We start from the raw sequence: 12,378 nt of genomic DNA on the forward strand, positions 1-12,378 counted from the left end.
CACACGGGGTGAGGTTGTGCGCACTACTGGCGCAAGCTGCGATTCGGGCGTTGTGCTCATTCTGCGCAGCGGCGGGAGGATAGCTGGGCAGAGGGTTGTGATCATTTCGCTCATGGGTGTACAACTGCGGTGATGAGCGTGTTCGGCCGCGGGATGCGGTTGCGGACGCAGATCGTGTTGCTGCAGGTTGTGCTGGTCGCGCTGACGCTGGGTATCGCGTTCGGCGTGTTCGCGTATGTGGGCCAGCAGCGACTGTCCAACGAGTACGGGCAGCGGGCGTTGGCCGTTGCGCGCACCGTGGCGATCGATCCCGAGGTGCGGTCCGAGGCATCTCGCTACACCTCGGCTACCGTCACCGATCCGCGTGCGCTGCGCGACGAACTCGCCGCCGGGCAGCTCGAGCGGATCGCGGAGGAGACCCGGCGGCGGACCGGGGCGTTGTACGTCGTGATCACCGATGATGCCGGGATTCGGCTGGCCCATCCGGATCCGGCGCGGCTGGGGGAGATGGTCAGCACGGATCCGTCGGCGGCGCTGGCCGGGGCCGAGGTGGTGATTCAGGAGCGGGGCACGCTCGGGGAATCGGTGCGGGCGAAGGTTCCGGTGTTGCGGCCCGACGGGGAGAGTGTCGTCGGTGAGGTCAGTGTGGGGATCTCCACGGCCGCCGTGCGGCAGCAGCTGTGGGTCGATCTCGGGCGGGCCGGGCTGCTCGCGGCGGCCGCGCTGGTCGCGGGCGTGATCGGGTCGATGCTGCTGGCGCGGCGCTGGCATGGGTTGACGCTCGGGTTGGAACCCCCGGAACTCGCGGAGCTGGTGCGCGAGCAGGCCGCGGTGCTGCACGGGATCGGCGAAGGGGTGGTCGCCGTGGACACGCGCTGGCGAGTGACCGTGGTGAATGACGAGGCGAGGCGGCTGCTCGGCATCGATGGTGCGAGTGGACGGGCGGTGGACGAGATCGGTCTGACGCCACGGGTGCTGCGGGTGTTCCGCGCGGCCGACGGACGGCCGGTTCCGGCGGCGGTCGGTGATCGGCTGGTGGTCGTCACGGCGCGTACCGTCAGCCGCGACGGGCGGGAGCTGGGCGCGGTGCTGAGCGTGCGCGACCGCACCGACATCGAGTCGCTGACCAGGCAATTGGATGCCGTGCGGTCCATGAGCACCGTGCTGCGGGCTCAGCGTCACGAATTCGCCAACCGCCTGCATCTGCTCAGCGGCCTTCTGCACGGCGGCCGTCCCGAGGAGGCCGCCCAGTACATCGATGAACTGCTCGGCTCCGGCCCGCTGGGCGCGGCACTCCCCGGCATGGACGTCGTGCACGACCCGTACCTGCAAGCCTTCCTGGCCGCCAAGGCCGCCCACGCCCGCGAGAGCGGAGTCGATCTCAGGCTCGGCCCCAACACCTGGGTAGACGCCAATCTCGTTGTCCCCGTGGATGTGACGACGGTCCTCGGGAACCTGCTCGACAATGCCATCGAAGCGGCGCGCACCGGCAACCCTGCCTCGAAGGATGCGTCTCCGGTTGAGGCAACCGGTAATGTACTGCGCGCGCAGGTGGAGGTGGAGCTGGTGGGGGAGGGAACGACGCTGCACATTGCGGTGACCGACAGCGGGGCGGGGGTGGCACCCGAGTTGGTGGAATCGGTTTTCGCGGAAGGGGTTTCCACTCGTCCGGACAATGGCGTGCCTGGCGGGCGCGGGGTGGGCTTGGCGCTGTCGCGGCAGCTGGCGCGGGCTTTGGGCGGGGACGTGGTGTTGTCGAGCCCGGGCGGGAACGGGACGCCGCTGGGTGGCGCGGAGTTCATTGCCCGGTTGCCCGGGGTGCTGGTAGAGGGAGAAACCGTATGGGCACAACCGATCTGAGCGTCTTGGTCGTCGATGACGACTTCCGGGTGGCCGACCTGCATGCCGGAATCGTCTCGGCGCTACCGGGTTTCGCGGTCGGCGCGACGGCCACCACTCTCGCCGCCGCCCGCGCCGCGATCGCCGGAGCGTCGTTCGACCTCGCGCTGGTCGATGTGTATCTGCCCGACGGTTCGGGCCTGGGACTGGTGCGCGAGATCGACTTCGACGCGATGGTGCTCACCGCCGCGACGGAGGCCGACACGGTGCGGTCGGCTCTCACCGCGGGCGCGCTGGGCTACCTGGTCAAACCGTTCGACCATGCCGCGCTCGCGACGCGGCTGGCCGGATACGCGCGCTATCGGCGCCTGCTCTCCGCCCCGGTGGTCACCGCCCGCGACATCGACGCCGCCGTCGAGGCGCTGCGTCCCGCCGGACCGGCCGGACCGCAGACCGCGACGGCATCGCCGACCAAAGAACTTGTGCTGCAAGCGATCCGGGAATCCGATGCGGCGTTGTCGGCCGCCGAGGTCTCCGCGGCCACCGGTGTCTCCCGCGCCACCGCGCAGCGCTACCTGGCGAACCTGGTCGCCACCGGCGCGCTCCGCATGCAGTTGCGCTACGGCAGCACGGGACGGCCCGAACAGGAATACTCCGCCGCGCCCCGCAACAGGTGACCGGCGGGGCCGTCAGGCGGAGACGGCGACGCCGAGGTATTGCGCGCCGAGGAATTTCGGAGCCGACTCCTCGTAGAACCGGTCCAGCTCCCGAATCTCGAAACCCGCACTCTCGATAGCCGACTCGATGTCGCGGTTCAGGTGGCAACCGCCGAACAGCGCCTTCTGCACCGGGTTGAGGCGATACTGCCAGGCCTGCACCTTGGCGTCCGGCGCCAGCCCGTGCTCGACGAAATGCAGCGTGCCACCGGGCACCAAGACTCGCCGCAGCTCGCTCAGCGCGGCCTCGAGGTCGGGAATGGTGCACAGCGTCCACGTCGACAACGCCGTCTCGAAGCTGTTGTCCGAGAAGGGAAGTTCCTGCCCATCCAGTCCCGAGCGCCGCACCGGAACCGTAGACTCCGCCACCCGCTCCGCCGCGAGCCGCCACCCCGCGTCGGCCGGTTCCACGGCGGTCACCCCCTGCACCACGGCGGGGTAATACGGAACGTTGTGCCCGGACCCGAACCCGATCTCCACCACCCGCCCGCTCAGCCCGGCACACACCCGCCGCCGCATCCGCTCATTGGCCGGAAGCCCACAGGCCTTATCGATGATCCGCGGCAACACCCGCTCGCTGTAAATTCCCACCGCACCACTCTGGCAACACCTGCCGCCCCGCACCACCCGAATGCGGCAGCCGATCCGGCGGAAGCCGCGATCTTCCATCATGGATCTCGACCCGTGACTAGGTTCCCGGTGCGAGCAGCGGTAGCGGTGGGAAGGTGAAATCGCGCCACAGTAGCCTCGCGGTTCCTCCGGGTAGGCGGCGACCGTCGATGGTGTGTCGAAGAGCTGGGCGAGGCGGTGGTCGGTGTCGTACGCGGGCCAGCCCGGGTCGCCGTGCGCGGCAAAAGCGGTCCACGACCTGCGGATGCGCGCCGACAGCTCGGCCGCCTCCGGCGAGGGCGGGTCGCCGATCAGCATCGCGGTCCGCCCGCTGCCCAGATTGCCGAAGACGAGCGGCACGTCCAGCCCGTGGCAGGCGCCGAGCGCGCCGTCCATGCCGGGGGCAGTCCAGGTCAGCTCGTAGAGATGGGCTCGACCGCCGCCGGCGAGCTGCGCGTCGGCGAGCCGGACGCTCGGCATGCGGAACAGCCAGTCCGCGTTGACCAGCTCGTACAGCTCCTCGTCGGTCGCGGCCGGGAACGCCTCCCGGTACCGGCGCGCACCGTCCGGCCCGGGGGCGAGAACGTGGAGCGCGGCCTCGGTCTGCTCGGGCGTGACCTGGCCGAGCACGCCGTCGATCAAGCTGAACAACCGGTGCTCGTCGCGTGTGTGCCCGACGAGCAACTCGATGTCCCGGGCCCTGCCCTCGGCCAGCGCCTGCCAGGGGGTCGTGGGCAGCACGTCGCCGTCGACCACCGGCGCATACGGGATCGGCCGGTGGGTGATCTGCCCCCAGCGCTCCCGCCACTGGTCCATCTTGGCGAAGACCGCGTCGCCGGCGGCGGTCAGCAGGTCCGGCGGCACCGTCGACAGCCCGGCCGTCGTGGGCGCCACCCCGAGTTCGGCGGCGAATGCCGCGGTGAGGTCGGCTGCCAGCTCGGGAGAGAAGAACGTCCCGGGGATCCCGTTACTCGCCCCACGGCGATCGGCCCGCGGCAAGGGCTTCCAATTGGGTACGCCCCGTGGTTTCGCGTTCGGATCTGAACAGATCGGCCATCGAGTACAGGGGCGCGGCGGTGTCGGAGAGGTTCGCGTGCCGGACAACGGCATCGACGAGTGTCTGCACCATGTGGTTCCGTGGGTACGCGGCGTGAATCGCTGCCTGCTGGGCCGCGGTGACGTGCGCGTTGAAGCCGATGTCCATCTTGCTGCCTTCGGCGGTGAGGTATGCCAGCAGGCCCCGGCGTTCGGCTATTCCGGGCGAGGTGTGGAACGCGACGGCTTCCCAGACCCGGTCGACGGCCGCGGCGGGGAGGCCGATATCGGTGAGTACCTGTGCTGCGAGGTCGGCGCCCTCCACTTCGAACCGTGCTTGCCCTGGTGCGCCGGTTCCCGTTCCGAGGTCGTGCATCACGGTCGCGGCGAAGACGAGGTCGCGATCATAGCCCGGTTCCGCGGCGAGGTCGTCGTGCCGGACCAGCAGTTCGGCGAACAGGAAACTCCGGATGCTGTGGTTGATGATCGGTTCCGCCACCGACGTGCGCACGGCTGCCAGCGCCGCCTCGGCAATCGGGGTGGCCGGGAGTTCGAGGGAAAAGCTCATGGCGGCAACGGTATTGACGATGCGCGTGTGATGGGAGTAGCCCGAGTGCCGTGTGCCGCTAGGATCGGGCCATGCGGCGTGGAGGGGACCGGCGGCAGGTCGCGGTGATCGCGGTGCCGGATGTCGTCGTTCTCGATCTCGCTATTCCGGTCGATGTGTTCGGTTCCGATCCGAACTATGACGTGCTCGTGTGTTCGGCGGCCCCGCAGGTGACGACGGCCGTGGCAGGGTTGGCCTGTCGGACGATCAATGGTCTCGAGGCCGCCGCGGGGGCCGACCTCGTTGTCGTTCCGGGACACGGCTCGTTCGAACAGGCACCACCCGAATCGGTCGTCTCCGCGGTCCGCCGAGCACATGACCACGGTGCGCGGCTGCTGTCGATCTGCACCGGTGCCTTCACGTTGGCTGCCGCCGGCCTGTTGGCCGGCAGGCCGGCGACGACGCATTGGCGCGCGGCATCGTTGTTGAAAAGCAGATACCCGGACATCGACGTACGGCCGGATCGGCTGTTCGTCGACGACGGTGACGTGCTGACATCCGCCGGGGTCACCAGCGGTATCGACCTGTGTCTGCACGTGGTGCGCAAGGATTTCGGTGCGGCGACGGCGAACGAGCGGGCCCGCGACCTCGTCGCACCGCCCGTCCGCGAGGGCGGCCAGGCCCAGTACACCAAGCAGTTTCGGCCCGAGGCGACCGCGGGGACGCTGGCCGACATCCGGGAGTGGATGCTGGCCAACCTGCACCACCGTCACACGCTCGATGAACTCGCGCACCGAGCCGGATGCTCGCGCCGGACCTTCATCCGCCGCTTCCGCGACGAAACCGGCACCTCAGCACATACTTGGCTCACCGCCGCACGTATCGATCTCGCGCGCGAACTGCTCGAAACGACGCTACTTCCCGTCGACCGGATCGGATATCGAGTAGGTCTGGGCAGTCCCGCCAACATCCGCGCGGTATTCCACCGCCACGTCGGAATCAGCCCCGCGAAATATCGCAGCACCTTCAATCCAGCGTCGCGAGTGAATCCGTGACATCGAGACGACCACAGCACCGTCTCTTCCAGGACATTCCGACCTTTCGGGACACGCTGGAATGGGCAATCGTCGCGTACTGAACTCTCGCGATCTTGGCCGGTGGGGCTTGTGCTTCGGAGGCCGACTCTCGCGGGCTGGGTTTCGCGGACTCTCGTGCGATGCTGGGGCTGTGACCAGGTTCGAGGTGTGGGCGCCGGGGGTGGATCGGGTGCGGGTCGAGGTGGAGGGGGTGATGTATGCGATGGGGCCTGGTGGGGGTGGGTGGTGGCAGGCCGAGGTGGAGGCCGGAGTGGGGGCGCGGTACGGGTTTGTGCTGGGTGAGGGGACGGAGGTGCTGCCGGACCCGCGGTCCACCCGGCAGCCGGAGGGCGTGCACGGGCGGTCCGCGGTGCATCGGTTGGATCCGGCCGGGTGGACCGATGGCGCGTGGACGGGGCGGCAGTTGGCGGGGGCGGTGTTCTACGAGATGCATGTGGGCACGTTCACGGCGGAGGGCACGTTCGATGCGGCGGTGGACCGGCTGGACCATCTGGTGGAGCTGGGTGTCACCACGGTCGAGCTGATGCCGGTCAATGCGTTCAACGGAATCTGGAACTGGGGTTACGACGGGGTGCTCTGGTACGCCGTGCACGAGGCGTACGGCGGCCCGGACGGGTTGCAGCGTTTCGTGAACGCCTGCCACGCAAAGGGTTTGGCGGTCGCTCTCGATGTCGTCTACAACCATCTGGGCCCCTCGGGCAACTACCTTCCCCGCTACGGCCCGTATCTCACCGAGGATCGCAACACCTGGGGGCAGCGCGTCAATCTGGACGGTCCGGGCTCGGATGAGGTGCGCCGCTTCATCATCGACAATGCCCTGCGCTGGTTCCGCGAATTCCACATCGACGCACTGCGACTGGATGCCGTACACGCCCTCGCCGACCATCGCGCGGTTCCACTGCTGGAGCAGCTGTCCATCGAAACCGACAGTCTCTCAGCGCGTCTGGGGCGTCCGCTCACCCTGATCGCCGAGAGTGACCTGAACGATCCGCGCCTGATCACCCCGCGCGCCGCTGGGGGATACGGCCTGCACGGTCAGTGGAACGACGATCTGCATCACGCCGTCCACACCGCGGTCTCCGGCGAACGACAGGGCTACTACCGCGATTTCGGCTCGCTGCGCTGCCTGGCGGACACTCTGCGGCACGGATTCTTCTACGCCGCAACATATTCCAGCTTCCGCGGTCGCACCCACGGACGCCCGTTGCGGACCGATACGACGCCCGCCAGTGCCCTGCTCGCCTACACCTGCAACCACGACCAGATCGGCAATCGCGCCCTGGGCGACCGTCCCGGCGCCTACCTCACCGAGGGTCAACTGGCGGTCAAGGCCGCGCTCGTCCTGCTGTCGCCGTACACGCCGATGCTGTTCATGGGCGAGGAATGGGGCGCCCGGACGCCGTTCCGGTACTTCACCTCGCACCCCGAACCCGAACTCGCCGCCGCCGTGGCCGAGGGACGACGGTCCGAATTCGCCGACCACGGCTGGCCCGCCACCGACATCCCCGACCCCCAGGACCCCGCCACCTTCACGGCCTCGAAACTCGACTGGACCGAGCCCGCACAGCCCGCGCATGCCCGCTTGCTGGCCTGCTACCGCGACCTGCTCACCCTGCGCCGGACCCGCGCCGAGATCACCGACCCGTGGCTACCGCACCTGTCCATCGATGTCGATGAGCAATCACGCTGGATCGCGCTGCACCGCAACAGGATTCACCTCCTGTGCAACCTCTCACCCGACCCGGTTCCCATCCCGTTCACCGGCACACCGCTGCTGAGTTGGGCGCCGATCCGCCAAACCGCCGATGTCACAACCGTTCCCGGTCACTCCTTCGCCGTGCTGGAGACCTGACGACGGGGCCTACCGCACCCGCTGCGTCAGCCAATTTCCGACGTAGTCCAGTACCTCCGGAGCGATGGTGGTTTCGATGGCCGGATACTCGGCGGGGTTACCGGTCTCGGCCGGTTGCATCAGGTGATTGAGCCCGTCGAAGACGTGAATGTCGGCATCGGGCGCGGCGGCCAGGTAGCGCCGCGCCAATGGTTCGCTCTGCGCCGGTGGCACCTGCCAGTCCTTGCCGCCGTAGAACGCCAGCACCGGTATGCGCAGCGCGGCCAGCGCGGGCGCCGGATCGTAGGAGACGAACGAAGTGAAGTACACGCTGGTGAACTCGTCGATCTGAGCCGGTGACAGCCGCTGGTCCGGCGGCCGCTGCGCGTTGCGGTCGGTGAGGTAGCGGCGCACCTGCTCGGTGTCGCCGGTGCGCGACAGCGTGGTGAGAGTGCTGACGAATTCGATCTGATCGCTGATCTCCTCCGCCGAGGCGTTCTCGGCGGCCAGCTTGATCCGGTTCTGCTCCATCAGCACCTCCGCGCCGCCCGCGGCCGGACCGGCCATCATGACCACGAACGCCACGTCCGCGCCCGGCCGGGCCGCCACCAGCGGCGCGAGGTATCCGCCCTCGCTGTGCCCGAGCAGCCCGATCCGGCTCTTGTCGATATCGGCCCGGCCGCGCAGGTGGTCCAGCCCGGCCACGACATCGTCGGCCAGATCGTTGTAACTGGTTCGGTCGAGAGCGCCGCCGGTGCCGCCCACCCCGCGGTCGTCGGTGCGCAGCACGGCGTATCCCGCGCGGGTGAGAGTGTCGGCGAGCAGCAGGAACGGCTTGTGGCCCAGCAACTCCTCGTTGCGGTCCTGCGGCCCGCTGCCGCTGATCAGCACGACGGCCGGATACGGGCCGGGCGTCGCGGGCAGGGTGAGGGTGCCGGCGATGGTCACGGCGCCGCTGGTGTAGTGGACATCCTCGGACCGGTACGGGAACGGCGGCCGCGGCTCCTGCGGCCGGGGCACCTCGGGCACCGTCCCCCGCACGAAGGTCAGCGGCAGCGTCTCGCCGGACTGGGTGAACGTGCCGGTGATCGTGTCGGCGGCGCGGTCGTATCGTCCCTGGAACATGGGTGTGCCCGGCAAACGCGGAATGGTGAAGCGGACATCGTCCGGAATCCGCGACACCTGCTCCAAACGCCGCGCGTAGATGCCTTGCACCGGGACCGAGACGGTGTCGCCGTCGTCGCCGAAGGTCACTCCCAGCGGGACCGGATGCTCCGGGACGGGCAGCGTCGCGTGCCAGTCACCCGCCAGCGACCGATCCGCCGCGCTCGGCACGGGCGTCGGGGCCCCGGCGGTCGAGCAGGCCCCGGCCATCGCGACGACGAGCAGCAGCAATGCCAATGATCGCAACGATCGCATAACCCACGATAGCCATTGCGGGCCCCACGACCGGAGTAGCTTCGGGAAAACCGCAGGATTGCCGGGCCGCGGCGGCCTCACCAGCGAGATATCGGCGCGGTGAAGGGAAATCACCACTCGGACAACATCATTGCCGCGGCCGCGGCGCACCCGTACCGTGGAATATGTGAGCAGTGTCGCTTTCCCTTCCGATCCCGCGGATCTTCCCGCCGGGGTGGCCGGTCACGCCGTCCCCGGCTTCGAACCCCTGGTACGGGCCTTCGCGCGATTCGTCGGTGACCGGCCGGGCGCGGGCGGGGCCCTGGCGGTGCACCGGCACGGGGAGCCACTGGTCGACATCTGGACCGGCAACGCCACGCCCACCACCGCCTGGACGCACGACACCGGCGCCATCGTGTTCTCCGCGACCAAGGGCGTCGCGGCCACGGTCATCCACCGGCTCGCCGACCGCGGACTGCTCGACTACGCGGCCCCCGTCGCGGAGTACTGGCCGGAATTCGGCGCCGCCGGCAAGGACCGGATCACGGTGCGCCAGGTGCTCACGCACAGCGCGGGCCTGTCCGGCCTGCCGACCATCGCCGCGGGCTTGGACGACGTACTCGATCACGAGCTGATGCAGCAGCGCCTGGCTGCCGCCGAACCCGATGCGCTGCTGGGCACTCCGGCCTATCACGCGTTGACGTTCGGCTGGCTGCTGGCGGGGCTGGCCCGCGCGATCACCGGCCGGACCATGACCGAACTGTTCCGCACCGAGGTGGCCGGACCTCTCGGCGTCGACGGCATTCATCTCGGCCGACCGCCCGCCGGCGCGCCGACCACCGTCGCGTCGATCGCCGGTTCGCGGCTGGCCGTGGTCGGTACGCCACTGGGCGCGCTGGTACTCGGCCGCGCCTACCGGATCCCGGGCGCCCTCGGCGCGGTGGCCCGATCGCTGTTCCTGCCCGGGGTCGAGGCGCTGCTCGAGGGCGACGATCCGTCGATCCTCGGCACGGAACTGGCCGCCGGCAACGGCGTCTGCACCGCCGACGCACTGGCCACCATGTACGGCGCGCTGGCCTGCGACGGCATGGCGGGTGGTCGGCGATACCTCTCGTCGGAGACGATCGGGGCGCTGCGACGGGTCGAGCGCTACCGGCTCGACCGTGCCCTGTTCTATCTGCCGTTGCTGTGGCACCTGGGTTATCACTCGCTGCCTGTCCCGGGCGCCCGCACGGGGTTCGGCCATATCGGACTGGGCGGCTCGTTCGGCTGGGCGGAACCTCGCCTCGGCCTGTCGGTCGGCTACGTCCACAACCGCATGACACTGGACAAGTTCGCCTGGGACCAGGTGGCTTCGGGCTGGGTGCTGCCGCTCGCCGTGCGCGGCGCCGAGGTCGCCGGGCGGCGCGCGGCACGCAGCGGCCGCAGGCAGGCGGCGTAGCGCGAGGGTGCGGGTTGTGGTCGTGTGCCGGTGAAGCGGAGGCCCGCCCGGCGTGGTGGCTATACAGTGCCGGGGAACTGATTGTCCGCTCGCTGCGCCGCCTCGGCGCAGCCGCCATGGATCGAGAGATATTTCGTGCGTACCACGATTCGCGCCGTCACCGCCGGCTCGATCATCGCCGCAGCTTTATGCACGGCCACCGTCACTGCCCATGCCGACACTCCGCAGCCCGGCCTTCTCGAGCAGATCGCCGACCAGCTGCGTGACATCGGCACGGGATCGACCGCCGCCAACTGGCACTGCCAGTTCGGGTCCAGCAACGACCCGGCGTGCTTCCTGCCGTACTACGACTGACCGGACGGCGCGCGCCCACCGCGGTCCGAGGAGTGGATCCTCGGCCGCGGTGAGAGTGGTTGCGCCGTAACGGAACCGGTTCAGGTGAGGTAGCGGTACGCGGGGGAGCCGGGATCCAGCCGCTCGCACTGGATGGGCGCGTCGTGCATGCGCTTCTGCAGCGGCTCCAGTCCCTCGGGGGAGCCGAGTTCGATACCCACCAGCGCGGCGCCGGTCTCGCGATTGTTGCGCTTGACGTATTCGAACAGGGTGATGTCGTCGTCGGGACCGAGCACCTCGTCGAGGAAGCGGCGCAGCGCGCCGGGCTCCTGCGGAAAGTCCACCAGGAAATAGTGTTTCAGCCCCTGATGCACCAGCGAACGCTCGATGACCTCGCCGTAGCGGGACACGTCGTTGTTGCCGCCCGATACCAGGCACACCACCGTCGACCCGGGCGGCACGTCGATCTCGGCGAGCGCGGCGACCGCGAGCGCACCCGCGGGTTCGGCGATGATGCCCTCGTTCTGGTACAGCTCCAGCATGGCGGTGCAGATGGCGCCCTCGTCCACCTGCATGAGGCGGAAAGAGCCCGCGCCACTGGGAGATTCGGTCGCGGTCAGCAGCGGCAGCGAGCCGTGCGAGCGGACCCGCCCGCCGAACTTCGACACCGCGTCGTAGGGCAACTGCCCGATGCGGCGCACCGCCGCGCCGTCCACGAACGGGTCGATCTCCGGCAGCGTCACCGGGCCACCGGCCACCAGGGCCGCCGTCATCGAGGCCGCACCCGCCGGCTCCGCGCCGAGAATCGCTGTGGCGGGGGACCTTTCGCGCAGGTACGTCCCGATCCCGGCCAGGCAGCCGCCGCCCCCGACCGGCACGATCACCAGATCCGGTGTGCCGCCGAGCTGTTCGAGCAGTTCGGCGGCGATGGTGCCCTGACCGGCGGCGGTGCGCGGGTCGTCGAACGGCGCCACCATCGTCGCGCCGGTGCTCGCCACATCGTCGGCGGCCGCGGCGGCCGCGGCGTCGTAGGTGTCGCCGACGGCGATCAACTGCACCAGCGGGCCACCGTGCGCGCGGATCCGATCGCGCTTCTGCTTCGGCGTCGTGGTGGGTACATAGATGCGACCCTGGATACCCATCGCCTTGCAGGCATAGGCGACACCCTGGGCGTGGTTACCGGCGCTGGCCGCGACCACGCCGGCCGCGCGCTCGGTGTCGGACAGCTGCACGATGAGGTTGTAGGCGCCGCGCAGCTTATAGGAGCGGACCGCGGTGAGGTCCTCGCGCTTGACGTAGACCTCCGCGCCGGAGGCCGCCGACAGCCGCTCGATGCGCTGCAGCGGCGTCGGCTCGATGATGTCGGAAATTCGCTTGGTGGCGGCATCGATCTCGTCCGCGCTCAGTTCGGGCAGCGGGCCGGTTACTTTCTCAGCGACATCAAGCGGGTTGGACACCCGAACATGCTAGCCCGTCGTTTCGGTTGGGGATGCCCACGGTTCTCCGGGGTGTGGTCCCGGCCTGACCGGTCA

10 protein-coding genes and 1 pseudogene are annotated in these 12,378 nt (G+C 69.5%); 6 read left to right on the forward strand and 5 right to left on the reverse strand.

The window, feature by feature from the left end; translation table 11 throughout:
• Positions 1–153 precede the first annotated feature (153 nt).
• Positions 154–1,860 carry an ATP-binding protein gene (locus ACFMRZ_RS34810; protein WP_400183044.1) on the forward strand — a complete coding sequence of 569 codons (1,707 nt, stop codon included), beginning with the start codon at positions 154–156 and terminating at the stop codon, positions 1,858–1,860.
• Positions 1,842–2,516 carry a response regulator gene (locus ACFMRZ_RS34815; RefSeq protein WP_400182421.1) on the forward strand — a complete coding sequence of 225 codons (675 nt, stop codon included), beginning with the start codon at positions 1,842–1,844 and terminating at the stop codon, positions 2,514–2,516. Before ACFMRZ_RS34810 ends, ACFMRZ_RS34815 begins: the two co-directional genes overlap by 19 nt.
• A 12-nt stretch (positions 2,517–2,528) precedes the next feature.
• Here ACFMRZ_RS34815 and ACFMRZ_RS34820 read toward each other — a convergent pair whose 3' ends face one another.
• The 3 genes and pseudogenes from ACFMRZ_RS34820 to ACFMRZ_RS34830 all read right to left on the reverse strand — a co-directional run bounded on the left by ACFMRZ_RS34820 (position 2,529) and on the right by ACFMRZ_RS34830 (position 4,767).
• A complete protein-coding gene (locus ACFMRZ_RS34820) occupies positions 2,529–3,146 on the reverse strand; it encodes a class I SAM-dependent methyltransferase (RefSeq protein WP_400183045.1) in 618 nt (205 codons plus the stop codon).
• 252 nt (positions 3,147–3,398) lie between these two features.
• Positions 3,399–3,980, reverse strand: a pseudogene (locus ACFMRZ_RS34825) (carboxylesterase family protein); the annotation flags it as partial.
• Between the two features lie 151 nt (positions 3,981–4,131).
• Entirely contained in the window at positions 4,132–4,767 is a 636-nt protein-coding gene (locus tag ACFMRZ_RS34830; RefSeq protein ID WP_400182422.1) for an HD domain-containing protein, read from the reverse strand.
• Between the two features lie 71 nt (positions 4,768–4,838).
• Between ACFMRZ_RS34830 and ACFMRZ_RS34835 the strand changes: the two genes are divergently transcribed.
• The gene (locus ACFMRZ_RS34835) at positions 4,839–5,801 is read left to right on the forward strand and encodes a GlxA family transcriptional regulator (RefSeq protein WP_400182423.1); all 963 of its coding nucleotides are present in this window, start codon (positions 4,839–4,841) and stop codon (positions 5,799–5,801) included.
• 172 nt (positions 5,802–5,973) lie between these two features.
• Entirely contained in the window at positions 5,974–7,695 is a 1,722-nt protein-coding gene (gene treZ, locus ACFMRZ_RS34840) for a malto-oligosyltrehalose trehalohydrolase (RefSeq protein ID WP_400182424.1), read from the forward strand.
• 9 nt (positions 7,696–7,704) lie between these two features.
• Here treZ and ACFMRZ_RS34845 read toward each other — a convergent pair whose 3' ends face one another.
• On the reverse strand, positions 7,705–9,093 hold the full coding sequence (locus tag ACFMRZ_RS34845) for an alpha/beta hydrolase family protein (protein WP_400182425.1): 1,389 nt from the start codon (positions 9,091–9,093) through the stop codon (positions 7,705–7,707).
• Between the two features lie 166 nt (positions 9,094–9,259).
• Between ACFMRZ_RS34845 and ACFMRZ_RS34850 the strand changes: the two genes are divergently transcribed.
• Positions 9,260–10,513, forward strand: a complete 1,254-nt coding sequence (locus ACFMRZ_RS34850; protein ID WP_400182426.1) for a serine hydrolase domain-containing protein — start codon at positions 9,260–9,262, stop codon at positions 10,511–10,513.
• Between the two features lie 135 nt (positions 10,514–10,648).
• A complete protein-coding gene (locus ACFMRZ_RS34855; RefSeq protein ID WP_280274940.1) occupies positions 10,649–10,867 on the forward strand; it encodes a hypothetical protein in 219 nt (72 codons plus the stop codon).
• An 80-nt stretch (positions 10,868–10,947) separates the two neighbouring features.
• On the opposite strand, the gene ilvA is transcribed toward ACFMRZ_RS34855, so the two are convergent.
• A complete protein-coding gene (ilvA, locus tag ACFMRZ_RS34860; protein ID WP_400182427.1) occupies positions 10,948–12,303 on the reverse strand; it encodes a threonine ammonia-lyase IlvA in 1,356 nt (451 codons plus the stop codon).
• Positions 12,304–12,378 lie beyond the last annotated feature (75 nt).

The organism is Nocardia sp. N2S4-5 (genome assembly GCF_044628355.1).
GTDB lineage: Bacteria > Actinomycetota > Actinomycetes > Mycobacteriales > Mycobacteriaceae > Nocardia > Nocardia wallacei_B.

What these genes read in the sequence shown, in the direction of transcription:
- ACFMRZ_RS34810 (WP_400183044.1), top strand. Translation starts at nt 154, where the DNA reads ATGCGGTTGCGGACGCAGATCGTGTTGCTGCAGGTTGTGCTGGTCGCG.
- ACFMRZ_RS34815 (WP_400182421.1), top strand. Translation starts at nt 1,842, where the DNA reads ATGGGCACAACCGATCTGAGCGTCTTGGTCGTCGATGACGACTTCCGG.
- ACFMRZ_RS34830 (WP_400182422.1), bottom strand. Translation starts at nt 4,767, where the DNA reads ATGAGCTTTTCCCTCGAACTCCCGGCCACCCCGATTGCCGAGGCGGCG.
- ACFMRZ_RS34835 (WP_400182423.1), top strand. Translation starts at nt 4,839, where the DNA reads ATGCGGCGTGGAGGGGACCGGCGGCAGGTCGCGGTGATCGCGGTGCCG.
- ACFMRZ_RS34845 (WP_400182425.1), bottom strand. Translation starts at nt 9,093, where the DNA reads ATGCGATCGTTGCGATCATTGGCATTGCTGCTGCTCGTCGTCGCGATG.